The organism is Nonomuraea fastidiosa, from assembly GCF_042751225.1.
In the GTDB taxonomy this organism is placed as follows: domain Bacteria; phylum Actinomycetota; class Actinomycetes; order Streptosporangiales; family Streptosporangiaceae; genus Nonomuraea; species Nonomuraea fastidiosa.
Map to the genome: position 1 here is coordinate 5,394,572 of NZ_CP170570.1, position 22,207 is coordinate 5,416,778.

Consider the following 22,207-nt stretch of genomic DNA (forward strand, 5'->3'; position numbering starts at 1 on the left):
CGGCCAGGGCGAGCGCTCCCGCCGTCCCCCGTCTCGCTCCAGCGCGGGCAGGCCGGCGCGGTGGTGTGCCGATGTTCATGCCGTTCCCCCTTCGCGCACCGCCCCCGGTGCGTCCCCCTGAACGGAGGCCCCGGCGAGGCGGCCGGGACCGTACCAACGGGTTGGACTACCGGTGATCGTTCTTGGTTCGCGGGAAAGGCACGTATGGCCGGAAAGGGAGACCGCGGCCGGGGTGGTGTCGTTGCGCATGCCCGGACTGCTCGCCCTGCTCAGCGCGGCCTGCCTGGCCGCCGGGCGCGGTCAACGGGATGAGGGCCTGCGCACGCGCGCCCTGTCCGTCATGTTCGACGGCCTGCGCGGCTCCTCTCCATGACCTGCGCCGGGTACGGCAGGGGCTCGGCCCGCAGTACCGCCGCCTCCTCCTCGGTCACCGGGCGTTCGATCTCGGTGAAGCCGCCGCCGGGTCCGCGTACGATCACCCCGGTCTCCACCCCGTGCGCGACGGTGTGCCGGTCGCGCAGCCGCAGTCCCAGGCAGATCCGGCGGGTGACGACGTACCCCAGGACCGGCCCGGCGACGATGGCGACGCGGAAGATCCAGGTGGTCGCGTTGAGCGAGATGTGGAAGGTCGAGGCGATCACGTCGTTGCCGCCGGCCGCCCACAGCACGCCGTAGTACACGATGCCCGCGACCCCGAGCCCTGTCCGCACGGGCACGTCGCGCGGCCGGTCGAGCAGGTGGTGCGCGGCGTGGTCACGGGTGAACCGCCGCTCGGCGAACGGGTAGAGCGCCAGCGCGGTGAACAGCAGGCCCGGCGCGCCGAGCGCGGGGATCAGCACGCTCATCGTCACCGTGGAGCCGAAGACGGTGAACTCCCACGGCGGCATGATCCGCAGCGCGCCCTCCAGGAAGCCCATGTACCAGTCGGGCTGGGATCCGGCGCTGACCGCGCTGGGCAGGTACGGCCCGTACAGCCAGATCGGGTTGATCTGGAACACCGTGGCGAGCAGCGAGATCACCCCGGTCACCCACAGGAAGAACACCGTCGTCTTCGCCAGGAACGCGGGGAAGAACGGCGCGCCGCGCACCTGCTCGTTCCGCAGCCCCTTGGCCCGGAACTGCGTGTGCGTCTGCCGCCACGTCAGCACCACCGCGTGCAGCGGGAGCAGCACGAGCAGCAGGGCGGGGATCAGCAGCACGTGCAGGCTGTAGAGGCGGGAGATGATGTCCTCGCCGGGGAACTCCCCGCCGAACAGGAACATCGCCAGGTACGTCCCTACCAGCGGCACCGAGATGATCACCCCGTGCAGGATGCGCAGCCCGGCCCCGGACAGCAGGTCGTCCGGCAGCGAGTAACCGAACAGCCCGTTGATCAGCACCAGGGCGAACAGCGCCACGCCGATCAGCCAGTTGAGGTCGCGCGGCTTGCGGAAGGCTCCGGTGAAGAAGTTGCGCAGCAGGTGGGCGACGATGGCGGCCAGGAAGATGAGCGTCGCCCAGTGGTGCATCTGCCGCATCAGCAGGCCGCCGCGCACCTCGAAGCTGATCTCCAGGGACGACGCGTACGCCTCGCTCATCGTGACGCCGCGCAGCGGCGCGTAGCCACCGTCGTAGACGACCTCCTGCATGGACGGCTTGAAGAAGAACGTCAGGAAGACGCCGGTGAGCAAAATGACCACGAAGGCGTATAACGCGATCTCGCCCAGCAGGAACGTCCAGTGGTCGGGGAAGACCTTCCGCATCGCCTTCTTCAGGAACCCGGCCCCGCCGAGCCGGTCGTCCAACGCTCTGGCCAGTGAGCTGCCCTTCATCGCCGCTCCGCATGCCCCTTGCCCGCACCTTCATGAAACAAGACGGGGCAGGGGCCGCGAATGTGACAGTCACCGGCCGGTGGATGTCTTCTCTCAGGCGAAGCGTTCGACGGTGACGGGGATGAGGCCCTGTTCGCGTACCGCCTGGCGGTGGTGGTGCAGCAGCGCGCCGAGCGCGGTGAGCGGGCCGGAGCCGAGCCTGGCGGTGACGTCCACGCACCAGGCGATGCCCGCGCCGATCCGGCGCAGCTCCCAGGTGAAGCCGTGGCCGCCGGAGCTGGCCGACGCGGTGCCGACCACGCGCGGGTCGCCGGTGGCCGGCTTGAGCCGCAGCGCCGTACGCGCGTTGGCGAGGCCGTCGGCGCCCAGCTCGCCGGCGAACAGGATGCGGTAGCGGCGCGCTCCTGAGCCGCCGAGGTTGAGCGGGGCGGTGGTGGGCAGCGTACGGCGCTCCTGGAAGAGCGTGCGCAGCCCGGCCTCCTCAGGCAGTACGCCGCCGCCCATCCGGGCGAAGGCCTCGCACGCCTGCTGCCTGCTGACCGGCGTGACCCGCCCGCGCAGCGAGCTGTCGGCGCGGATGGCGCGGCTCAGCTCGGCGGAGGAGGACCAGGCGCCGATCTCCGGTCTCCACTCGGCGCCGTCGATTCCGGCCGCCGTGTAGTCCTCGCACAGGACGAACTCCTCGACCAGGAGCCCCGCGGGCGTGCGATCGCCCGCGGTCGCGGAGATCAGGTAGTAATCCACCGGCCCATGATTGTGGGCGGCGGAACGCCAGATCAAGATCATTCAATCGCGCCGCGCGTGCCGGTGCCCGCATGCGCGGCGCCAATCCGGGCAGGTGTCCGCCGGATCTCCAGAAACGGTCTAATGTGGATATTTCCCTCTATATCGGGCACGGAGGCATCGGCGATGCGGAACGGCCGGACCAGTCCCACCCCCACCTCCACTCTCATCGTCGTCGCGGCGGCGGTGGCGCTCGCCGTCACGGGGTGCACGTCGCCGGGCGGCGGTACTCAGGGCGGACCGGATCAGGGCGAGCAGAGCGGGCGGTCGCAGCGGAGCCCGGCGGCCACGCTGACGATCACCCCCGCGAACGGCGCGAAGAAGGTCGCGCCCGACACCGGCATCGCCGTCAAGGCGACCGGGGGCGAGGTGACGAAGGTGACCGTGGCCGACGCCAAGGGCCGCACCGTCAAGGGCGCCATCGGGAGCGACGGCACGTGGCGGCCGGAGTGGCCGCTGCGGCCCTCGACGACGTACACGGTGAAAGCCCAGGCCGCCGGCGCCGGCGGACTGCAGGTGAACGGCGCGTCCACGTTCACCACGCTCAATCCCAAGCGCGTGCTGGAGAGCGGCATGGCACCGCTCGACGGCGAGAAGGCCGGCGTCGGGATGCCCGTGCAGCTCCTGCTGTCGCGGCCGATCACCTCGCGCGAGGCGCGGGCGGCGATCGAGCGGTCGCTGGTGGTGCGCATGTCCGAGCCGGTCGAAGGCGCCTGGAGCTGGGTGAGCGACCGCGAGGTGCAGTTCAGGCCCCGTGAGTACTGGCCGGTCGGGGAGAGGGTGACCGTCGTCGCGCACCTGGCGGGGCTGCGGGCGGGACCGGGGGTGTGGGGGACGAAGGATCGCAGCCTGACGTTCACCGTGGGACCCGAGCACATCACCAAGGTCAGCGCCAAGATCCACAAAGCGGTCGTCCGTGAGAACGGCAAGGTCGTCAAAACCATCCCGGTGAGCCTCGGCAGGCCGGGCGACGACAGCTATTCGGGCGTCATGATCGCGCAGGAGAAGGCGGCCGACATCGTCATGGACTCCGCCACGATCGGCGAGCCCGGTGAATATCGCATCAAGACCAAGTGGAACGTGCGGATGACCTACAGCGGCACCTTCTTCCACGCCGTCCCCTGGTCCACCGGCGCGCAGGGGAACTCGAACGTCAGCCACGGCTGTGTGAACGCGAGCCCGGCCGACGCCCGCTGGTTCTACGACTTCACCCAGCGTGGCGACATCATCGAGGTGACCGGTACGTCCAGGAAACTGCGATTCGGCAACGGGCCGACGCCGTGGGCCAAGTCGTGGGAGGACTGGCTGGCGGGCGGCGCGCTCGGCAAGCCTGTCACCGGATAGGCGACATTTCCGGTTATCGCCGCTTGCTTGTGCGGCGGTAAAGGACACAATCGGGAATCCTTTGGCGGCGTATACCGCAGTGGTCCATACCGGAGAATTATCATGAGGGCCACAACAGGAACGCTGTCCCGTTAAGGGAGCACATAATCCGGAACCGCCGCGAAACCGGAAAATCCTTCCAGGAGCGCCGGCCGCTCCGAATAGCGCACACATCCCCGGAGACGGGCTGCGAGCCTGGCCCCGCCGTCGGAAGGAAGGCGTGTGGTATCGGGTGCCTGAATATGGAACCGGCCGGGGGCTGATCCCGCTCCCGACTCTCGCCCTGTGGCTGCTGGTCTGGCTGCTCAACTGCTACGAGTTCCTGGTCACGTTCTGAACCGGGGCCTCGTACGCGGGCGCCGGACGGCGGCCTGGCCGCTCGCGTGCCCACAACCCGGACCGCCCCTCCCCATCGTCCCGGCGACCTACTAGGTTGATCCCAGGGGACGATTCATCGGATGTCATGATCCCCCTCGTCTGATGAAGCTAGGAGCAGGAATGCGGATCGTACGGTTCACCAGCCCTCTGAGCAGCGCCGACGCGGTCGGGGTCGACGACGGCGAGCAGGTGGTCGAGCTCTCCGGTATCACCACGGTCGGCGAACTGCTCCGGCTGTCCTCCGACGAACTGCGGGAGCGGTGCGCGGCGGCCGACGGTCCGCGCCACCCGTCGGGCTCCGTCACCCTGCTGCCGCCCGTGGACGGCCGCATGGAGGTGTGGGCCGCGGGCGTGACCTACCGGCGCTCCCGCGAGGCGAGGGTGCTGGAGAGCGAGCGCGCCGCCGACGTGTACGAGCTGGTGTACGACGCCGAACGTCCCGAGCTGTTCTTCAAGTCCGTGGCCTGGAAGGTCTCCGGTGAAGGCGGCCGCATCTCCGTACGCGAGGACTCCGAGATCGACGTGCCGGAGCCCGAGCTGGGTCTCGTCCTGAACGCCCACGGTGAGATCGTCGGCTACACCGTCGTCGACGACGTCAGCTCCCGCACCATCGAGGGGGTCAACCCGCTCTACCTGCCCCAGGCCAAGATCTACCTGGGCGGTTGCGCGGTCGGGCCGGCGATCCGGCCCGCGTGGGAGGTCGCCGACCCGTACGCGCTGGACATCGCGCTCACCATCGTCAGGGACGGCGAGACCGCCTGGGAGGGCAAGGCCAGCACCTCCCAGCTCAACCGGCGGCTCGACGACCTGGCCGGCTACCTCTTCCGCGCCGACTCCTTCCCCGACGGCGCCGTGCTCGCCACCGGCACGTGCCTGGTGCCCGACCTGCCGTTCACGCTGCAGCACGGCGACACCGTCACCATCTCCATCTCCGAGGTCGGCACGCTGACCACCGGCGTGGTCCGCGGCCTCGACGCCATGCGCTGAGCGCCCTTCGGGGCTTCGGCCCGCCAGGACGCGCCGCACCCGGTCCTGCCGGGCAGCGGCGCGTCCGGCGTGTGCGGGCGGGGTGTCCAGGTGCGCCTGCTGCGTTGTGCCTTCAGGCCGGGTGGTGCGGCGGGTCAGGGGTCGGTGGGGATGGTGGCGGCGGTGGCGCGGAGGGTCGCCGCGCGGCGGCGGAGATTGTCGGCGGTGGCCAGGCAGGAGTCCTCCAGGTCGGCCAGCTCGCGGCGGAGCCTGACCACCTGCGTCAGGTAACGCTCGGCGGCCGGCCCTTTCCAGTACGACTCGCAGTCGGCGGGCCGCGCCGGGATGCCGTCGAACGCGCCCGCCAGGCCCCTGGCGTACCGCATGAACGCGGCCGCCAGCGACTCCTTGTCGGCCGCCTCGCGAAGGAGCTGGTGCCTGGTGGCCATGGGTCAGCCGCCCTCGGCCGCCGACCGGCCGCCCGGTGTGCCGATGACGGTGGTCCAGGCGCGTTCGCGCAGCCCGTCGGCCCCGGCGCCGGGCTGCAGCGCCTCGTGCAGCGCGGTGGCGAGCGCCTGAGCGGCGGCCGGGTCGGCGGTGGCGGCGTTCAGCAGGGTGCGCGACTCGCGCGGATGCTCGGCCAGCAGCTGCTGGAAGGCCAGCGGGTCGGCGGCGTACGGCTGGAGCAGGTCGCGGGGGCTCCACGAGGCGTCCTGCGGGCGGTTCAGCAGCGCCAGCGCGACCCGGTTGAGCACCGTGCCCGACTGCTCGGCCCCCGTGACCAGCGCCGCCAGTGCGGCGGACGGCGCGGTGTCCACCAGCTCGTGCCAGGCGTCGCCGAGCCGTCCTGTGCGTTCGGCGCTCGCGTACGCCCGCGCCAGCGGCCTGCCCTGTTCCCCGGGCAGCCCTTCGAGCAGCCGGGTGAACACCTCCGGGCCGAGCGCCTCCAGCAGCGCCGCCGCGTAGGCGGGGTCACCGGCCTCGCCCTCGATGGCCGCGACGGCCCTGGCGGCCTGCGGCCCTGCCGCGCCATCGCCCGAGGCCGAGATCGCCTGGGCCGCGGTCTCCGCCGCCTGCCGCGCGTCCGGCTCGGAGGGGAAGGGGAAGGTGGCGGTCAGCATGCCGCGTTCCCGCACCGGCACGAGCTGCTCGACCGTGTCGATGCGCCACGTCAGGTCCTGCTGGGACTCGTGGAGGAACATCCAGGCGCGGTGCATGGCGGTGGTGCCCTGGCGGCCCGCCCAGTCCTGGCCCGCCTCGGCGATGGCCGCGTCGAGGCCGGGCCGGGTTCCGCTCAGGTACGCCTTGACCGCCTCCATCCGGCGGATCAGCTCGTGCGCGCCACGGGGGTCGATCCCCACGAACTCCCCCATGAACTCTCCCAATCGGTGCTGTTGTGCCAAGGCGGGAGTCAAGCACACGAACCGGGCTCCGCGACACGCGTTTGCCGGAACGGGAATCGGTCGGCAGAGCCAGGGAGCACAGCGGCTCCGCTCAGGCGGTCGAGCCCTCCTTCTCGAACGAGCTGAGCGTCGGGTCGTAGTCGAGGGCGCCGATGTCGTACATCGGGGTCATCCAGTGATAGAAGTTGTCGCCCCGCTCCCGCAGCAGGTCGTACAGCCGCCGCATGAGACGCCGCCGCACGGGCGCCAGCTCGGGGTGCGTGTAGCGGTTGCTCAGCTCGTACGGGTCGGCCTCCAGGTCGTACAGCTCGTTGACCGACTCCGGGTTGACGATCAGCTTGTAGCGGTCGTCGCGGATCATCCGCTGCGGGTAAGGGAAGTGGTGGCCGTGGAACTCGGCCAGCAGCTCGGCGGGCCACTCGGGGTGTTCGCCGCGTACGAGCGGGAGCAGGCTGCGGCTGTCCACGGCGGGCGCGGTGTCGCAGCCGGCCAATTCGAGGATGGTCGCCGTGCAGTCGGTCAGCGTGACGAACTCGTTCCTGACCTGGGCCGGCTGCCCGGGGACGCGGATGATGCCGGGGATGCGGTAGATGTCCTCGTACATGGCCGGGCCCTTGTCGTGCAGGCGGTGGGCGCCGGTGAACTCGCCGTGGTCGGCGGTGAAGAAGACGGCGGTGCGGTCGGTGAGTCCCAGCTCGTCCATGCGGTCGAGGATGCGGCCGATCTGCCGGTCGATCAGCGTCACGTACCCCCAGTAGACGGCGATGAGCTTGCGGGTGACCTCGATGGGGATCGTGTCGAACGTCCAGTGCGCGCTGTAGTTGCGCTGCACCGGCGGCTTGCCCTCGAACGTCTCGGCGATCGACGGCGGCAGCTCCACCAGGTCGGGGTCGTACATGTCGAAGTACTCGTCGGGCAGCAGGTACGGCAGGTGCGGCCCGAAGAAGTGGGTGGCGAGGAAGAACGGCCGCCCGTCGGCGGCGTACCGCTCCATGTGCTCGATCGCCCTGGTGGCCAGGTAGTGCTCGAACGTGGCCTCTTCCGGCTGATGCAGCCGGGCGGCCAGCAGGTTGCCCTGGTTGCCGTTCGGAGTGGTGCCGCGGATCAGGTCGGAGATCCGGTACGGCGGCAGCCCCCGCTCCTCCAGGTAGGCCAGGTAGTCGGGGTGATCGACGGGGTTGTGCCAGCCGGGCAGGTCGGGCCCGTCGAAGCCGTAGGAGGCGGCGTTGCGGTGGGTGCCGCCGTGCCACTTGCCGATGAGGCCGAGCCGGTAGCCGCGCGCCTTGAGCGCCTCGGGGAAGGTGAAGGCGTCCTCGCGCAGGTCCTCCAGGTAACCGACGTTGCGCTCGTAGTTCGCCAGCAGCCGGTGCCGGAACGGCGCCTGCCCGGTGAGCAGGCTGGCCCGCGCGGGCGTGCAGATGGCGGTGGGCGTGTAGAACCGGTCGAAGCGGGTGCCGCTCGCGGCCAGCCGGTCGAGGTTGGGCGTGGCGACGTGCGGATTGCCGTAGCAGCCCAGGGTGTCGACGCGGTGCTGGTCGGTCATCAGGAACAGCAGGTTCACTTCGTGAAGGCCTTCGTGTAGAGATCGCCGGTGTAGTACGCGGAGGGGTCGGGCTTGGACGTGAGCTGGCCCGTGCTGACGAAGAAGTCGCCGAGGCTGTTCAGCCACTTGGCCACCGTGCCGTCCTTGGTCTTGGCGACCAGGTCCTCGGTGGTCATCGTCTGGACGTTGGCCGCGTCGGCCTTGACCTTGGCCGGGTCGAGCTTGAGCAGCCTGGCGGCCTCGGCGACGGCCTCGTCGGGGTGGGCCGCCCGCCAGTCGTTGGCCTCCTGCAGCACCTTGATCACCTTGGTGGTGAGCTCCTCGTCCGCGTCCGGCGCGCCGACGAACGCGGTGGGGAACGAGCTGTCCGGCCACTGCCTGGTGCTGGCGAGCTCCACCATGTCCGGCACCTGCTGCTTGATGTTGTCGATCAGCGGGTACCAGATGCCGGCCCCGTCGATCTGCCCGGACGCGAACGCCGAGACGACCGTCGCCGGGTCCATCGGCACCTTCTGGAGATCCTTGACCGACATGCCGGCCTTCTGCAGCGCCAGGTTGAGCACCATGTCGCCGGAGGTGCCCTCCGGCACGCCGACCTTCTTGCCCTTGAGGTCCTGGATCGACGTGATACCGGGGCGGCCGATGACGCGGTCGGCGTACGCGAGCGTGTTGATCGCGACGACCTTGGCCTTGCCCGAGGCGGGCAGCCACATCGCGCCGGGGCCGATGTAGCCGAAGTCGAGGTCGCCCGCGCCGAGCGCCTGGATCTGCAGCGGCCCGTTGGTGAACACCTTGATCTCGGGGGTGAGCCCCTGCTTGTCCCACAGGCCCTGCTTCTCGGCGATGGCGAGCAGGCTGGCGCCGTTGTAGTCGCTGATGTAGCCGAACCTGACGGTCGAACCGTCGCCGGAGCAGGCGGTGACGGACAGTGACAGCATCGTCACGGCTGTGGCGGCCGTCAGGGCGCGGCGAAGCAGACGCATGGCCGATCAGTCCTTCTTTCTCGAGCTTTCTCGTCTAGGGGGTTCAGGCCGCCGGCGCGGCGGGCGCCTGGCGGTAGACGGCGTGCCAGACCTCGTTGCGGATGCGCCCGAACTCGGGGGAGAGCCGCATCTCCTCGGTCCTCGGGTACGGCAGGTCGACGTCGATGACCTGCTGGATGCGGCCGGGCCTGGCGGCCATGACGATCACCCGGCTGGCCAGGTAGACGGCCTCGTCCACGTCGTGGGTGATGAACATGACCGTGCGCTGCTCCCTGCTCCAGGTGGAAAGGAGCCGGTCCTGAAGCCGCACCCTGGTCAGCGCGTCGAGCGCGCCGAACGGCTCGTCCATGAGCAGCACCTGCGGGTCCACCGCGTACGCGCGGGCGATCGCGCAGCGCTGCTTCATGCCGCCCGACAGCGTCTTGGGCAGCGCGTCGGCGAAGTCGGCCAGGCCGACCAGCTCGATCGCCTGCTGGGCCCGGCGGGCGCGCTCGCCGGCGGGCAGGCCCTTGAGCTTCAGCCCGAACTCGACGTTCTTGCGCACGGTCAGCCACGGGAACAGCGCGTACTGCTGGAAGATCACTCCGCGGTCGGGGCCGGGCCCGGTCACCGGGCGGCCGTCCACCAGCACCTCGCCGCCGGTCGGCTCCACCAGCCCGGCCGCCATGCTCATCAGCGTGCTCTTGCCGCAGCCCGACGGCCCGACGACGGTGACGAACTCGCGGTCGGCGATGTCCAGCGACACGTGGTCCAGCGCGGTGAAGACGCCGTCCTTCATCGGGTACGTCTTGACGACGTCCCTGAACGAGATCTTGTTGTTCATCGGCGCTCCTGCCAGTCGGTGAGGCGGCGCTCGGCGAGCAGCAGCAGGCGGTCCATCAGCAGGCCGAGCACGCCGATGGTGATCAGGCCCACGAAGATCGTGGACAGGTCGTAGTAGAGCTGCGCCTGCTGCATCCGGAAGCCCAGGCCCTCCTGCGCGGCGATCAGCTCGGCGGCGACCAGCGTGCCCCAGGCCGCGCCGAGCCCGACCCGCATCCCGACCAGGATGAACGGCGTCGAGGCCGGCACCACGACCCTGAGGAAGATGGTGCGGTCGGACGCGCCGAGCACGCGGGCGGCGTTGATCAGCGTCCGGTCCACGCCCACCACGCCCTGGAACGTCGAGACCACGCTCGACAGGAACGCCGCGAGGAAGATGACGAAGATCTTCGGCCGCTCGTCGATGCCCATGAGCACGATGGCCAGCGGGATGATCGCCAGCGGCGGGATCGTCCTGAAGAACTGCACGTACGGCTCCAGCAGGCCGCGCGCGGTGGCGTACCAGCCCATGAGGAAGCCGACGGGGATGGCGAGCAGCGTGCCGAGCAGGAAACCGATGAGGACGCGGCGCAGGCTGGCCAGGGCGTCGGTCACCAGCGTGCCGTCCGAGATCAGCTCGACCGCCCTGCCCGCCACCTCCAGCGGGTTCGGCAGTCCCTGCACGCCGAAGCCGGCCAGCGCCGTCCAGACGAGCAGGCCGGCGACGACGGCGACGAGGTTGAGTACGAGGGCGCGCCGCGAGCGCCCGGGGCCACGCCGCGCGGCCGGAGCCGCCTGCGCCTTGCCCGTCGCGGTGAGCTGGGTCATGGGTGGTGCCTCGATTGCGTCATGGTGAAGTGAGCCTCTCCGCGAGATCAGGCCCGGCCGGATAGCGGGAGAGCAGGGGAGATTCGTGCAGCACCAGGGCGATGCCGCCGAGGGCGCCCGCGGCCTCGCCGAGCGTGGCGAGACGCAGGCTCACCCGGTGGCGGGAGACCGGCATGATGTGGTCGTGCAGCGCCCGCTCGATCGGCCCGACCAGCGCGGCGCCGGTCTCGATCAGCTCGCCGCCGATCACGATGACGCTGGGGCCGATCGCGTTGCAGACGGCGGCCAGCACCTCGCCGATCTTGCCGCCTGCCCGCTCGAGCACGGCCAGCGCTCCCGGGTCGCCGGCCTCCACCGCTGTGACCAGCTCGCGCACGTCCCCGGCCTGTCCGCCGGAGGCGCGGTAGGCGTCGAGCACGGCTTTGATGGAGGCGACGGTCTCCAGGCAGCCTCTGCCGCCGCAGCCGCAGGGCGCGCCGCCGGGCTCGACCGTGATGTGGCCGAGCTCGCCCGACAGCCCGTACGCGCCGCGGTGCAGCGAGCCGCCGACCACCAGCCCGCCGCCGACGCCGTGAGACAGCCGCAGGTAGAGCACGTCCTGGCCGCCCGCGGCCGCGCCCCAGATGGCCTCACCGAGCGCGGCCAGCCTGGTGTTGTTGTCGAGCAGCACCGGGACGCCGAACCGCTCGCGCAGCAGCACCTGAGCGGGATGCGGCGCTCTCTCCCCGGTGGCCGGCGCGCCGCCGCCTTCCCGGCCGTCCGCTTCCTCGGCTGTGGGGCCCTCGACCTGGGCGCCGACCACGCCGACGCCGATCGCGTCGAGCGCCCCGAGCCGCAGCGCTCCCGAGCCGGTGCCGGTGAGCGAGCCGATGAGCCGCTCGGCCAGCTCGACCCGCCGCTCCCACGGCAGGTCGGCGTCGTGCGGCTCGCTCGCGGAGCCGACGATCTCGTGCGCCAGGTTGACGGCCGCGACGTGCAGGCCGCCCCTGGCGAAGTCGATGCCGATGGCCTGGCCGGCGTCGGGGTTGAGGGTCAGCGTCTCGGCGGGTCTGCCGCGGCCGCGCGGCGCTTCCTGCGGGGACGCGGTGACCACGGCGCCGCTCGCGACCAGCTCGGCGAGGATGTCGTACAGGGTCGTCCTGGACAGCCCGCAGCGCTTGCCCAGCTCGCCCCGGCTGAGGGGGCCGTGCTTGCGCAGCAGGCCGAGCACGAGCTCTTCGTGCCCGCGCCGCAGTTGCGACAGAGGGCCACTGGGTGGTGCCATGCGGAGAGTCTGCCGAGGCGTCCCGTTTTTCGTCAATAATCCGGAAAAAAGAAGCGCGTGCCGCGATGTGAGCTCTGAGCTGGGATGACGCTGCTGCGAGGGGTTGCCCGGGCGGTCGTAACGTTCGCGTAACGGCCTGCCGCCGGGTGTGGACGCGCACCGTCGGTGAGGCCGCCGTCCGGCGATCGATCGCGCCCTGCGTTGTCACTTCAACGGTGCGCGGCTCTGCGGGGCTGTTCCGGCGCGGTGGTGCTGTGCGTGTCGCGCCGGCGTCGCGCCGTCCGGCATGCGCCCCTGTTCGCCGGTCGCACGCCCGCCCGGCACGACGCCGTCCCTGGCGTGGCGCCGTCCCCGGCGTGGCGCCGTCCCCGGCGCGGCGTCGCCCCCCCGCATGGCGTCGCCCCCCCGCATGGCGTCGCCCCCGCATGGCGTCGCCCCCGCATGGCGCCGCCCCCTGGCCGCAGAGTGGCGGCAGGGGGCGGCGAAGGGGAGCGCGGCGGGTCAGGCGCCCTTCTTGACGGCCATCTCGCCCAGCTCGGACCAGTCGTCCTGGGGGATGGTGGTGTTCACGATGCGCGGAGTCTCCGCCAGGTGCGGCGGGAGCGTCTGCTGAGCCTTCTTGAAGTGCTCCGACTGGACGTGGGCGGCCCCGGCCGCGTCGTCCCTGAACGCCTCCACCAGCACGTACTCGTTCGGGTCGTCGAGGCTGCGCGACCAGTCGAACCACAGGCAGCCGGGCTCCGCCCGCGTGGCCTCGGTGAACTCGCGGGTGATGTCCGGCCAGGCGTCGGCGTGCTCGGGCAGGACGCGGAACTTCGCGGTAATGAAGATCATCGATACCCCTCGATGTGAATCGTCAGGCGGCTCTATGGCTGACGATAGCGGCGGAGTATTGTCTTCATCTCATGTAGGAAATGTTGACTTTGTGGGCGATGGCTCGTAGCTTCATACGCATGAGTCAGGGCCCGCATCTCAGCTTGAGAGGCGTGACGCTGGAGGCCGGCGATCCCGCCGCCCCCGTCACGGTGCTGTCGGGCGTCGATCTCGACGTGCCCGGCGGCGAGCTGCTCACGCTCGTCGGCCCCAGCGGCTGCGGCAAGTCGACCATCTTCGCGCTGGTCGCGGGGCTCGTCCGGCCCACCCGTGGGCAGGTGCTCATCGGCGGCGTCCCCGTCACCGGGCCCGCGCTGGAGCGCGGCGTGGTCGTCCAGCAGCACGGGCTGTTCCCGTGGCGCAGCGCGCGGGCCAACGTGGAGTTCGGGCTCGAGGCCCGCGGCGTGCCCGGGCGGGCGCGCGACCGGCGGGCCCGCGAGCTGCTCGAGCTGGTGGGGCTGGCCGGGGCCGAGGAGCGTTATCCGTACGAGCTGTCTCTCGCGGACCGGCAGCTCGTCGCCCTCGCCCGCAGCCTCGCCTTCGACCCGGGCGTGTTGCTGCTGGACGAGCCGTTCGCCGGGCTGGAGGCGCGCGACCGCGCCCGCCTCGGCGCAGAGCTCGTCCGCGTCTGGCGGAGGACCGGCAAGACCGTGCTGCTCATCACCCACGACCTCGACGAGGCCGTCAGGCTGGGGCGTCGGGTCGCGGTGATGACGGCGGCGCCGGGCCGCATCAGAGAGATCGTGGACGCCGGCCCGCCGGGGAGACCCCGCGGGCCCGGCCGGCGGCGTGCGGCCGCCGGCACGTGTGGAGCCTGCTGCGCGGTGAGGTCGCGGCGGCCAGGGAACGAAGGGTGGCGGCCGCGCATGGCTGACACGACACGACTGGACGAGCGCGACGGCGACGTCCACTGGTACGACCTGCCCGACGACGAGGCCGAGGAGGACTGGGTGAGCGACGAGGAACGACGGCCGGAGCCACAGGTGCGCGGCGGCCTGCTTCGCGTCATCGCGGCGGTGATCCGATGAGCGTCGTCGTCCTGGTGGGCAACCCCCGGAGCGGATCCCGCACCTTGACCGTGGCCGTCGAGGCCGCCAAGGCCGTCGGGCAGCGCATCGACGGGCTCGCGGCGGCGGACTCGTACGAGGTGATCGACCTGTCGGCGCTCGGGCCGCAGCTGTTCGGGCCCGGCGCGTCCAGCGGCGTGGAGGTCGCGCTGGAGCAGGTGGCCGAGGCGAGCGTACTGGTCGTGGCCAGCCCCACCTACAAGGGCACCTACACCGGGCTGCTCAAAGCGTTCCTCGACCGGCTGCCGCCGAACGCGCTGGCCGGGAAGCCGGCGCTGCCGCTGCTCGTCATGGGCGACGCCCGGCACGCGCTCGCGGTCGAGGTGCACCTGCGGCCGCTGCTGGTGGAGCTGGGCGCGACCGTCCCCACGCCGGGGCTGGCCGTGCTCGAGGCGGACCTGCCGAAGCTGGACGAGGTGCTCGCGGCCTGGGCGGAGCGCGTCGCCCCGCAGATCGCCCCCCAGGTCGGCTCGCGCATCGACACCCCCGCCTGAGCGGCGTTCGCGAGGGCGCGTCAGACCGCGGCGGCGGCCGGGTCCGTGGAAAGAGCAGCAGTGCCGCCGCCGCTCACATCGGGTCGCCACCCAAGGTGACCCGCCGCGTGAACGCTCCGTCCCGGCGGTGTGGGGGGCCGCCGGGACGGAGCCGGGCGTTCATACGCTGATCTCTCCGCCTTGACAAGATCTTGGCAGGCCCTGAGGACGTACCGGATCGACTGCGCAGGAATCCGCACAACGAACGTGCCGCGCGCCACACCTCAGCGCTTGACCCGCACCTGATCCACCGCGAACGGGACGAACTGCGGCGCCGCCGCCCTGGCCTGCGCGTTCCCGCCGGTGCCGCACGCCGCGCGCAGCAGGTACTCCAGGCTGGCGTAGTCGATCGCGTGCGGCACCACCTGGCCGTTCTCGTCCACGGTCTGGTACTTCGTCCTGTTGACGCCCATCGAGACCTGGCGCTTGCCGTCCTCGCTGGTCAGCGACTCCGTGGCCATGCCGAACACGCTGCCGCTGTGCCCCCAGAACCGGCCGCACGGCAGGTCGTAGGCGTAGATGCCGAGCCCGTAGTCCAGCAGCCCGCCGGCCGCCACCGGCACCGTCTTCCGCATCTCCGCCAGCTCGGCGGGACCGATCAGTTCGCCGCGCAGCAGCGCGCGGTAGAAGCGGTTGAGGTCGTCCATCGTGGACGTGAGCGCCCCGGCCGTGTTGAGGAACGACACCTCGTAGACGCTGTAGTCGCGCGGCGGGTCGATCAAGCCGAACAGCGACTCGTACGCCTTGGAGTGCGGGCCGGGGATGAACGGCGTGCGCGGGAACGACGTGTGCCGCAGGCCCGCCTTACGGATCACGTGGCGCGTGATGTACTCCTCGGGCTCCATGCCCGTGACCTTCTGCAGGATCATGCCGGCGAGCACGTAGTTCGTGTTCGAGTAGACGCCGGGCGTGGACCCGGGCTCGCCCGTCGCCGGGGCGTCGAGGCCGAGCCTGGCGACCTCCAGGCGGGTGAAGCGGCGGAAGCGGTTGTCGTCGAGGCTCTGCGGCGAGCCCTCGTACAGCGAGGGGAACGCGGGGCCGACGAAGTCGGCGATGTGGCTGGTGTGGTTGAGCAGCATCCGTACGGTGATCCGCTGCCCGCGCTCGCCCGGCACCACGTCGGGCAGGTAGCGGCCGATCGGGGCGTCCAGCTCGACCGTGCCGCGCGCGACCTGCTGGAGCAGGGCGACGGCGGTGAACGTCTTGGTGATGCTGCCCACGCGGTGCACCATGCCGGAGGTGACCGGGCGGTTCGTCCGCACGTCGGCCACGCCGGAGGCGCCCTGCCAGCTCTTGGCGCCGTCGCGTACCGCGCTGTAGATGCCGTACATGCCGGCCTCGTGCACGGCGCCGAGCGCCTGGCGCAGAGCCTGCCGGTCGAGCCCGGTGCCGGACCCGGCCTCGGCCGCCTGGGCGGGCGTTGCGGCGACCAGGACGCCGAGCGACATCGCGACGGCGGCGGCGCGGCGGACGGCGGTCTTTCTCAACTGTCGCATCGTCATGCCGCCAGCATGATCGAAAGCGGCCCCTTCAGGGCAGTCGCCGGTGTCACGAGGTCCGTATGACACGCGTCATATGCGCCGGGACAGTACGCTGCAATCCCTGCCCGAAGCCCACGAGAGGACGATCGCGGATGCCCCACGCGGCGCGGCCCACGGTCACGCTGCACGACGTGGCCGCCGCCGCGGGCGTGTCGATCTCCACCGCCTCCCGCGTGCTCAGCGGCAGCACCAGGAAGGTCGCACCCGAGTACGAGGCCCGCGTCCTGGCCGCCGCGAAGGCCCTGCGCTACACCGCCGACGCCGCCGCCAGGGCCATGCGCAGGGCGGGCGACTCCATCGCGCTGGTCGCCGACGACCTGACCACGCCGTCGATGGGCATGGTGGTGGCCGCCATGGAGCGGGAGGCCAGCACGGCAGGCGCGTTCGTCACCGTCTCCGCCACCATGGGCGACGCCGAGCGGCAGGCCGAGACCGTGCGCGTGCTGCGGGCGCTGCGGCCACGGGCGCTCGTCGTCACCTCCAACCGGTACCTCGCGAGCGCGCCCGGCGACCGGCTGGCCGAGGAGCTGCTGTCGTACAAGCGGGACGGCGGCCGGGCGGTGATCTTCGGCGACACCGACCTGCCGTTCGACGCGATCGGCTTCGACAACCACGGCACCGGGCGGAGCGCGGGGGAGTACGTGGCCGGTCTCGGGCACCGGCGGGTGGCGATCCTCGCCGGCACGCCCGGCATGCGGAACCTGGCCGATCGCACGGCGGGCTGCGTCGCCGGGCTCACCGCGGGCGGTGTACGCGAGCGCGACATCCTCATCGTGCCCTGCCCGGTCAGCAGGGACGGCGGCTTCGCGGCGGCGCGCGAGCTGGCCGCCGCCGGGATGGACGGGCGGGAGGCCGTGCTCGCGGTCAACGACACCATCGCCATCGGCGCCCTCTCCGGCTTCCGGGAGGCCGGGATCGACGTGCCCGGCGACGTGTCCGTGACGGGCGTGGACGACATCCCGCTCGCCCGCGACGTCACGCCGCCGCTGACCACCGTGGCGCTGCCGCTCGCCGAGGCGGGCGCGCGGGCGATCCGCTTCGCCCTGGCCGATCCCGGCCCGATCCGGCACGTCCGCCTGACCGGCCGCCTCGTCGCCCGCGCCACCACCCGCCCCCGCCGCTGACCCTCCCGGGCCCGCCTCGTCGCCCGCGCCGCCGACGCGCGGCGAATACGTACCGGTGTCCCGAATGTCCACTCTTGACGCTCCTGTGACAGCCGGGGCAGACTGCGGAATACGTTTTCCCATCACGGCCGTGCCGGCCACACGAGCGCTCCCGGCAGGGCCGCCGGCCGAAAGCGACCGCGCCGTTCCCCGGCGGCGCGCGACCGACCCCCGGACGAAGGAACACATGTCTCGACAGCAGTACCGGGCCGCGATCATCGGCACCGGAGGGATCGCCCATGCCCACGCCAGGGCCGTGCAGAACTCCGGAGGACGGGCGGAGCTCGTCGCCGTGGCCGACGTGGACGCCGGCCGGGCCCGCGAGTTCGCCGACAAGTACGGAGTCCCCCACGCCTACACCGACGCCGAGGAGCTGCTGCGCGAGCAGGAGCTCGACGTCGCGCACCTGTGCACGCCGCCCCAGCTCCACGCCCCGCTCGCACTGGCCTGCCTGGAGGCCGGGGTGACCGCCCTGGTGGAGAAGCCGCCGACGCTCTCACTCGCCGAGTTCGACCAGCTGATCGAGGCCGAGAAGCGCACAGGCGCGCACGTCGCGACCGTGCTCCAGCACCGCTTCGGCGCGGGCGCGGCCCGGCTGCGCCGCCTGGCGGACGCCGGAGACCTGGGCCGCCCGCTGGTGGCCACCTGCCTGACCCAGTGGTATCGGGGCGAGGACTACTACGCGGTCCCGTGGCGCGGCACCTGGGAGTCGGAGGGCGGCGGCCCCACCATGGGGCACGGCATCCACCAGTTCGACCTGCTGCTGTCGGTGCTCGGCCCGTGGACCGAGGTCACCGCCATGGCCGCCCGCCAGGCCCGCCCGGTGGAGACCGAGGACGTGTCGATGGCGCTCGTGACGTTCGGGAACGGCGCCATGGCCACCGTCGTGAACTCGGTGCTGTCGCCGCGCGAGACCTCCGTGCTGCGCTTCGACTACGAGCACGCAACCATCGAGGTCGAGCACCTGTACGGCTACACCGACGACGACTGGACGGTCACCCCGGCGCCCGCCCACGAAGAGATCAAGACGGTGTGGGAGTCCGACCGCACCGAGGGTTCGAGCGGGCACAGCGGCTGGTTCGCGGCCGTGCTCGACGCGCTCGACCGGGGCGAGAAGCCGCCGGTCACCACCGAGGACGCCCGCCGCACGATGGAGTTCATCGCCGCGCTGTACGCCTCCGCCTTCACCGGCGAGCGGGTACGGGCCGGGCAGATCACCGCAGACAACCCCTTCGCCCGCAGGATGGACGGCACGGGCGCACCTTGGAGGAACCAGTGAACTTGCAGGCCACCCACACCCTCGGCAGGTCCGTCGCGGTCACGGCGGGCGACGTCGAGCTGTTCACCTACGTCTACCGCCCGGACACGCCGGTGCTGGAGTCGCCCAAGCCGTACCTGCACCCGGTCCGCACGCTCGGCGGCGCGCTCGTGTCGCTCTACCGGCCGCACGACCACGTCTGGCACAAGGGCATCGCCTGGTCGCTGCCGCACGTGGGCGAGCACAACTTCTGGGGCGGCCCGACGTTCACCGACGGGCGCTACGTCCAGCTCGACAACAACGGCAGCGCCGTCCACCGCGAGATGACGAAGCTCACGGCCGACGGCGGCCGGGTCGAGATCGCCCACACGCTCGGCTGGACCTCCCAGGCCGGCGCGCCCATCATCGAGGAGGAGCGCGCGCTGAGCGCGTCCGTGGTGGACGGCGACGCCTGGACGCTGGTCTTCGAGACCACGATGACGAACGTCTCCGGCGCCACGCTCGACTTCGGCTCCCCGACCACCAAGGGCCGCGAGAACGCCGGCTACGGCGGCCTGTTCTGGCGCGGTCCCCGCTCGTTCACCGGCGGCATCATCCAGTCGCCCGGCAAGGCGGGCGGCGACGAGCTGCGCGGCGAGCGCGCCGAGTGGTTCGGCTTCCGCGGCCGGCACGACGAGACCGGCGAGTGGTCCACGATCGTCATGGTGGACGACACCGCCAACCCGCAGCATCCGCCGCAGTGGTTCGCCCGCTCCGAGTACTTCGCCTGCTTGTGCCCCGCGCCGTTCTTCAGCGAGGAGGTGCCGCTGCCCGACGGGCAGAGCCTGCGCTTCCGGTACGCGGTCGTCATCGCCGACGGCGACCGGGGCGAGGACGGCACGGCCGAGCTCGCCGCGCGGGGGAGGGAGGCGCTGCGATGACCGCCGCTCCCGGGGCCTTCCCCGGCGGCACGTCGGTCAGCCGCCTGTCGGTCTACTCCGGCAACGCCTGCGCCGACGGCCTGGAGGGCGGCACGCCGCACCTGCACACCGCCTCCACGGAGGCGTACGTGGTGATCGGCGGCGAGGGCGCGCTGCAGACGCTGGACGCGCGCGGCCTGCGCGAGACCGAGCTGCGTCCCGGCACCACCGTGTGGTTCACGCCCGGCACCATCCACCGCGCCGTCAACAGGGGCGGCCTGGAGGTGGTGGTCGTGATGTCCAACGCGGGGCTGCCGGAGGCGGGGGACGCGGTCATGACGTTCCCACCGGACGTCGTGGCCGACCCTGACCGCTACCGCGAGGCCGCCACGCTGCCCGCCACCGATGTCGAGGAGGCGGTGCGCCGCCGCAGGGAGCTGGCCGTCGAGGGGTTCCTGCGGCTCGTGGACGGCGGGCCCGGCGCGCTGCGCGCCTTCTACGACAGCGCGGTCGCGCTCGTCCGCGGCCGGGTGGGGGAGTGGCGGGGCATCTGGGAGCGTACGGTCGCCGAGGAGACCCGCCGCACCTCCGCCGTGCTCGACGCCCTGGAGCGCGGCGACGGCGGTCACCTGATGGACGCGGCGCTCATGGAGTCGCCCGCGGAGGAGCGGTGGGGCATGTGCGGCCACCTGCGCGCCCACGACGTCACCCACCCCGTCGTCCGCACCCGGGCGTGAGCGGTGAGCGGCGTGGCTGACGGGCCGCAGGGGCAGGCCGCGCCGCCGACCCTGCACGACGTCGCCAGGGAGGCGGGGGTCTCCGTCGCCACCGCCTCCCGGGCGCTCAACGGCAGCGCCCGCAACGTCCGGGCGGAGAACGTCGCCCGCGTCCGCGCCGCCGCGCAGCGGCTCGGCTACCGGCCCCACCTGTCCGCCCAGGCCATCGCCAGGGGTTCGACCAGGACCGTCGCGCTGGTGGTCCGCGACGTGGCCGACCCGTACTTCTCCGCCATCGCCGCAGGGGTGATCGAAGAGGCCGAGGCCGCCGGGCTCATCGTCACGATGGCGGTGGCCGGCGGCTCGCCGGAGCGCGAGCTGCAGATCGTCAGGACGCTCAGGGGCACCCGCCCGCGCGTCGTCATCGTCACCGGCAGCCGCATCGACGGGGCCGGCACCAGGGACGCGTTGGTGGAGGAGCTGGAGGCGTACCGGACGGCGGGCGGGCGGGCCGTCATGATCAGCCAGCGGGACCTGCCGTACCCGACCGTGACCATCGACAACGCGGGCGGCGCGGCCGAGCTCGCCCGCGCCCTGCTCGGCGCGGGCTACCGGCGCTTCGCCGTCCTCCACGCCCCCGCCGCGCTGCGCACTTCGCGCGAGCGGCACGAGGGATTCCTGGCCGGGCTCGCCGGGTCCGGCGTGCCCGAGCCGATCGCGGTCGAGACCGACTTCACCCGCGACGGCGGGTACGCGGCGGCACGGCGGCTCGCCGAGCGGGGGATCGGGGACGTCGACGCGGTGTTCGCGGTCAACGACGTGATGGCGATCGGCGCGATGACCGGGCTGCGCGAGGCCGGGGTGAGGCCGGGCCCGGACGTCGGCGTGGCCGGGTTCGACGACATCGCGCCCGCCGTGGACGTCGTGCCGGCGCTGACCTCGGTCGCGGTGCCGCTGCGCGAGGCGGGCGCGGCCGCCGTACGCCTCGCGCTGCCGGACGGCGACACCGGTTGCGAGGCCGGCGCCCGCGAGGCCGGGGTGCGCCTCCCCGCCCGCGTCATCCTCCGCGCCAGCACCCCACCCCGCTGACCGTCACCGGCGAGGACGGGGCCGCCGAGCCGCGCCGCCCCTTCTCATCTCCCACCCGATGATGCGGTGCGCGGTGGCGGAGCCGTCCGGCAGGCTCGCGGGCATGAAGGGCTACGACGACCTGATCCGCGAGGCGCTGGACACCCCCTTCGAGGGCTGGGACTTCTCGCTGTTCGGCGACCGCGTGACGCACGAGGGGGGCCTGCCGTGGGACTACGAGACGATGGTGCGCGACCGGCTCCCTGCCACGAAGGCGCTGCTCGACCTGGGCACGGGCGGCGGCGAGCTGCTCTCCTCGCTCGCCCCGCTGCCCCCGCGCACCGCCGCGACCGAGGAGTACGCCCCCAACGTCCCGGTGGCCAGGGCAAGGCTGGAACCCCTCGGCGTCGAGGTGGCCGAGGGCACGGCCGCGTTCGATGACGCCTCCTTCGACCTGATCATCAACCGGCATGAGTCGTACCGGCCGGAGGAGATCCGCCGCCTCCTGACCCCCGGCGGCACGTACCTCACCCAGCAGGTGGGCGGACGCGACCTGGAGGAGCTGAACGCCGCCCTGGCCGCCCCGCCCCACGAGGACGCCGCATGGAACCTCGCCGGCGCCGTCGCCGGCCTGCGGGCGGCGGGACTCGACGTCGTGTGGAGCGAGGAGGCCGCCTTCACCACGACGTTCCACGACATCGGGGCGCTCGTGCTGTTCCTGCGGCTGATCTCGTGGCAGATCCCCGGCTTCGACGTGACGGCGTACGACGCCCGCCTCCGCTGCCTGCACGAGGAGATGACCCGAGGGCGCCCGCTCAAGGCCACCGCCCACCGCTTCGCGCTGCTGGCTTGCCGACCCGGCTGAGGTGCTATTTCACGACATTTCCACGTTATTTGAAGGGACCTCGGGATCCTCCGGACGCGCCCTAGTGTGTCCGCGGACACG

22 protein-coding genes are annotated in these 22,207 nt (G+C 72.2%); 11 read left to right on the forward strand and 11 right to left on the reverse strand.

Annotated features, from left to right (window positions below; all coding sequences use genetic code 11):
* Positions 1–247: 247 nt before the first annotated feature.
* Entirely contained in the window at positions 248–373 is a 126-nt protein-coding gene (locus ACFMQL_RS25040; RefSeq protein ID WP_378787277.1) for a hypothetical protein, read from the forward strand.
* On the opposite strand, the gene ACFMQL_RS25045 is transcribed toward ACFMQL_RS25040, so the two are convergent.
* Both ACFMQL_RS25045 and ACFMQL_RS25050 read right to left on the reverse strand, forming a co-directional pair.
* Positions 339–1,811 carry a cytochrome b N-terminal domain-containing protein gene (locus ACFMQL_RS25045; RefSeq protein ID WP_364056469.1) on the reverse strand — a complete coding sequence of 491 codons (1,473 nt, stop codon included), beginning with the start codon at positions 1,809–1,811 and terminating at the stop codon, positions 339–341. The two genes, ACFMQL_RS25040 and ACFMQL_RS25045, sit on opposite strands and share 35 nt — an antisense overlap.
* Before the next feature lie 93 nt (positions 1,812–1,904).
* Positions 1,905–2,555 (reverse strand): hypothetical protein, encoded by a 651-nt coding sequence (locus ACFMQL_RS25050; RefSeq protein ID WP_378787279.1) that lies wholly within the window; start codon positions 2,553–2,555, stop codon positions 1,905–1,907.
* Between the two features lie 165 nt (positions 2,556–2,720).
* On the opposite strand from ACFMQL_RS25050, the gene ACFMQL_RS25055 reads away from it, so the two are divergent.
* Complete coding sequence (locus ACFMQL_RS25055; RefSeq protein ID WP_378787280.1) at positions 2,721–3,938, forward strand: Ig-like domain-containing protein; 1,218 nt, start codon at positions 2,721–2,723, stop codon at positions 3,936–3,938.
* A 537-nt stretch (positions 3,939–4,475) separates the two neighbouring features.
* Positions 4,476–5,342: a fumarylacetoacetate hydrolase family protein gene (locus ACFMQL_RS25060; protein ID WP_364056454.1), complete on the forward strand. Its 867-nt coding sequence runs from the start codon at positions 4,476–4,478 to the stop codon at positions 5,340–5,342.
* A 134-nt stretch (positions 5,343–5,476) separates the two neighbouring features.
* On the opposite strand, the gene ACFMQL_RS25065 is transcribed toward ACFMQL_RS25060, so the two are convergent.
* The 8 genes from ACFMQL_RS25065 to ACFMQL_RS25100 all read right to left on the reverse strand — a co-directional run bounded on the left by ACFMQL_RS25065 (position 5,477) and on the right by ACFMQL_RS25100 (position 12,977).
* On the reverse strand, positions 5,477–5,770 hold the full coding sequence (locus ACFMQL_RS25065) for a hypothetical protein (RefSeq protein WP_378787282.1): 294 nt from the start codon (positions 5,768–5,770) through the stop codon (positions 5,477–5,479).
* A gap of 3 nt (positions 5,771–5,773) precedes the next feature.
* Entirely contained in the window at positions 5,774–6,694 is a 921-nt protein-coding gene (locus ACFMQL_RS25070; RefSeq protein ID WP_378787284.1) for a hypothetical protein, read from the reverse strand.
* Positions 6,695–6,815: 121 nt separating this feature from the next.
* Positions 6,816–8,285: a sulfatase-like hydrolase/transferase gene (locus tag ACFMQL_RS25075; RefSeq protein ID WP_364056445.1), complete on the reverse strand. Its 1,470-nt coding sequence runs from the start codon at positions 8,283–8,285 to the stop codon at positions 6,816–6,818.
* Positions 8,282–9,250: an aliphatic sulfonate ABC transporter substrate-binding protein gene (locus ACFMQL_RS25080; RefSeq protein ID WP_364056442.1), complete on the reverse strand. Its 969-nt coding sequence runs from the start codon at positions 9,248–9,250 to the stop codon at positions 8,282–8,284. The genes ACFMQL_RS25075 and ACFMQL_RS25080 overlap by 4 nt, the downstream gene beginning before the upstream one ends.
* Before the next feature lie 43 nt (positions 9,251–9,293).
* A complete protein-coding gene (locus ACFMQL_RS25085; RefSeq protein WP_378787286.1) occupies positions 9,294–10,073 on the reverse strand; it encodes an ABC transporter ATP-binding protein in 780 nt (259 codons plus the stop codon).
* Positions 10,070–10,879 carry an ABC transporter permease gene (locus tag ACFMQL_RS25090; RefSeq protein WP_364056436.1) on the reverse strand — a complete coding sequence of 270 codons (810 nt, stop codon included), beginning with the start codon at positions 10,877–10,879 and terminating at the stop codon, positions 10,070–10,072. The genes ACFMQL_RS25085 and ACFMQL_RS25090 overlap by 4 nt, the downstream gene beginning before the upstream one ends.
* 19 nt (positions 10,880–10,898) lie before the next feature.
* Positions 10,899–12,143, reverse strand: a complete 1,245-nt coding sequence (locus ACFMQL_RS25095; RefSeq protein ID WP_364056433.1) for an ROK family protein — start codon at positions 12,141–12,143, stop codon at positions 10,899–10,901.
* Between the two features lie 501 nt (positions 12,144–12,644).
* On the reverse strand, positions 12,645–12,977 hold the full coding sequence (locus tag ACFMQL_RS25100; protein WP_364056431.1) for a putative quinol monooxygenase: 333 nt from the start codon (positions 12,975–12,977) through the stop codon (positions 12,645–12,647).
* A gap of 152 nt (positions 12,978–13,129) precedes the next feature.
* Here ACFMQL_RS25100 and ACFMQL_RS25105 point away from each other — a divergent pair, with 152 nt between their 5' ends.
* The gene (locus ACFMQL_RS25105) at positions 13,130–14,044 is read left to right on the forward strand and encodes an ABC transporter ATP-binding protein (RefSeq protein WP_378787289.1); all 915 of its coding nucleotides are present in this window, start codon (positions 13,130–13,132) and stop codon (positions 14,042–14,044) included.
* Positions 14,041–14,577 carry an NAD(P)H-dependent oxidoreductase gene (locus tag ACFMQL_RS25110; protein ID WP_364056422.1) on the forward strand — a complete coding sequence of 179 codons (537 nt, stop codon included), beginning with the start codon at positions 14,041–14,043 and terminating at the stop codon, positions 14,575–14,577. The genes ACFMQL_RS25105 and ACFMQL_RS25110 overlap by 4 nt, the downstream gene beginning before the upstream one ends.
* A 263-nt stretch (positions 14,578–14,840) precedes the next feature.
* Here ACFMQL_RS25110 and ACFMQL_RS25115 read toward each other — a convergent pair whose 3' ends face one another.
* Positions 14,841–16,118, reverse strand: a complete 1,278-nt coding sequence (locus ACFMQL_RS25115; RefSeq protein WP_364056419.1) for a serine hydrolase domain-containing protein — start codon at positions 16,116–16,118, stop codon at positions 14,841–14,843.
* Between the two features lie 131 nt (positions 16,119–16,249).
* Here ACFMQL_RS25115 and ACFMQL_RS25120 point away from each other — a divergent pair, with 131 nt between their 5' ends.
* The 6 genes from ACFMQL_RS25120 to ACFMQL_RS25145 all read left to right on the forward strand — a co-directional run bounded on the left by ACFMQL_RS25120 (position 16,250) and on the right by ACFMQL_RS25145 (position 22,126).
* The gene (locus ACFMQL_RS25120; protein WP_364056416.1) at positions 16,250–17,281 is read left to right on the forward strand and encodes a LacI family DNA-binding transcriptional regulator; all 1,032 of its coding nucleotides are present in this window, start codon (positions 16,250–16,252) and stop codon (positions 17,279–17,281) included.
* A 226-nt stretch (positions 17,282–17,507) separates the two neighbouring features.
* Positions 17,508–18,599 carry a Gfo/Idh/MocA family oxidoreductase gene (locus ACFMQL_RS25125; protein ID WP_364056413.1) on the forward strand — a complete coding sequence of 364 codons (1,092 nt, stop codon included), beginning with the start codon at positions 17,508–17,510 and terminating at the stop codon, positions 18,597–18,599.
* Positions 18,596–19,498, forward strand: a complete 903-nt coding sequence (locus ACFMQL_RS25130; RefSeq protein ID WP_364056410.1) for a PmoA family protein — start codon at positions 18,596–18,598, stop codon at positions 19,496–19,498. Before ACFMQL_RS25125 ends, ACFMQL_RS25130 begins: the two co-directional genes overlap by 4 nt.
* The gene (locus ACFMQL_RS25135) at positions 19,495–20,214 is read left to right on the forward strand and encodes a cupin domain-containing protein (protein ID WP_364056407.1); all 720 of its coding nucleotides are present in this window, start codon (positions 19,495–19,497) and stop codon (positions 20,212–20,214) included. The genes ACFMQL_RS25130 and ACFMQL_RS25135 overlap by 4 nt, the downstream gene beginning before the upstream one ends.
* 12 nt (positions 20,215–20,226) lie before the next feature.
* Positions 20,227–21,282 carry a LacI family DNA-binding transcriptional regulator gene (locus tag ACFMQL_RS25140; protein WP_364056404.1) on the forward strand — a complete coding sequence of 352 codons (1,056 nt, stop codon included), beginning with the start codon at positions 20,227–20,229 and terminating at the stop codon, positions 21,280–21,282.
* Between the two features lie 73 nt (positions 21,283–21,355).
* Positions 21,356–22,126 (forward strand): methyltransferase domain-containing protein, encoded by a 771-nt coding sequence (locus tag ACFMQL_RS25145; RefSeq protein ID WP_364056401.1) that lies wholly within the window; start codon positions 21,356–21,358, stop codon positions 22,124–22,126.
* The last annotated feature ends 81 nt before the right edge of the window (positions 22,127–22,207 follow it).

What these genes read in the sequence shown, in the direction of transcription:
- ACFMQL_RS25045 (WP_364056469.1), bottom strand. Translation starts at nt 1,811, where the DNA reads ATGAAGGGCAGCTCACTGGCCAGAGCGTTGGACGACCGGCTCGGCGGG.
- ACFMQL_RS25040 (WP_378787277.1), top strand. Translation starts at nt 248, where the DNA reads ATGCCCGGACTGCTCGCCCTGCTCAGCGCGGCCTGCCTGGCCGCCGGG.
- ACFMQL_RS25065 (WP_378787282.1), bottom strand. Translation starts at nt 5,770, where the DNA reads ATGGCCACCAGGCACCAGCTCCTTCGCGAGGCGGCCGACAAGGAGTCG.
- ACFMQL_RS25060 (WP_364056454.1), top strand. Translation starts at nt 4,476, where the DNA reads ATGCGGATCGTACGGTTCACCAGCCCTCTGAGCAGCGCCGACGCGGTC.
- ACFMQL_RS25080 (WP_364056442.1), bottom strand. Translation starts at nt 9,250, where the DNA reads ATGCGTCTGCTTCGCCGCGCCCTGACGGCCGCCACAGCCGTGACGATG.
- ACFMQL_RS25115 (WP_364056419.1), bottom strand. Translation starts at nt 16,118, where the DNA reads ATGACGATGCGACAGTTGAGAAAGACCGCCGTCCGCCGCGCCGCCGCC.
- ACFMQL_RS25100 (WP_364056431.1), bottom strand. Translation starts at nt 12,977, where the DNA reads ATGATCTTCATTACCGCGAAGTTCCGCGTCCTGCCCGAGCACGCCGAC.
- ACFMQL_RS25090 (WP_364056436.1), bottom strand. Translation starts at nt 10,879, where the DNA reads ATGACCCAGCTCACCGCGACGGGCAAGGCGCAGGCGGCTCCGGCCGCG.
- ACFMQL_RS25085 (WP_378787286.1), bottom strand. Translation starts at nt 10,073, where the DNA reads ATGAACAACAAGATCTCGTTCAGGGACGTCGTCAAGACGTACCCGATG.
- ACFMQL_RS25095 (WP_364056433.1), bottom strand. Translation starts at nt 12,143, where the DNA reads ATGGCACCACCCAGTGGCCCTCTGTCGCAACTGCGGCGCGGGCACGAA.
- ACFMQL_RS25120 (WP_364056416.1), top strand. Translation starts at nt 16,250, where the DNA reads ATGCCCCACGCGGCGCGGCCCACGGTCACGCTGCACGACGTGGCCGCC.
- ACFMQL_RS25125 (WP_364056413.1), top strand. Translation starts at nt 17,508, where the DNA reads ATGTCTCGACAGCAGTACCGGGCCGCGATCATCGGCACCGGAGGGATC.
- ACFMQL_RS25055 (WP_378787280.1), top strand. Translation starts at nt 2,721, where the DNA reads ATGCGGAACGGCCGGACCAGTCCCACCCCCACCTCCACTCTCATCGTC.
- ACFMQL_RS25110 (WP_364056422.1), top strand. Translation starts at nt 14,041, where the DNA reads ATGAGCGTCGTCGTCCTGGTGGGCAACCCCCGGAGCGGATCCCGCACC.
- ACFMQL_RS25135 (WP_364056407.1), top strand. Translation starts at nt 19,495, where the DNA reads ATGACCGCCGCTCCCGGGGCCTTCCCCGGCGGCACGTCGGTCAGCCGC.
- ACFMQL_RS25070 (WP_378787284.1), bottom strand. Translation starts at nt 6,694, where the DNA reads ATGGGGGAGTTCGTGGGGATCGACCCCCGTGGCGCGCACGAGCTGATC.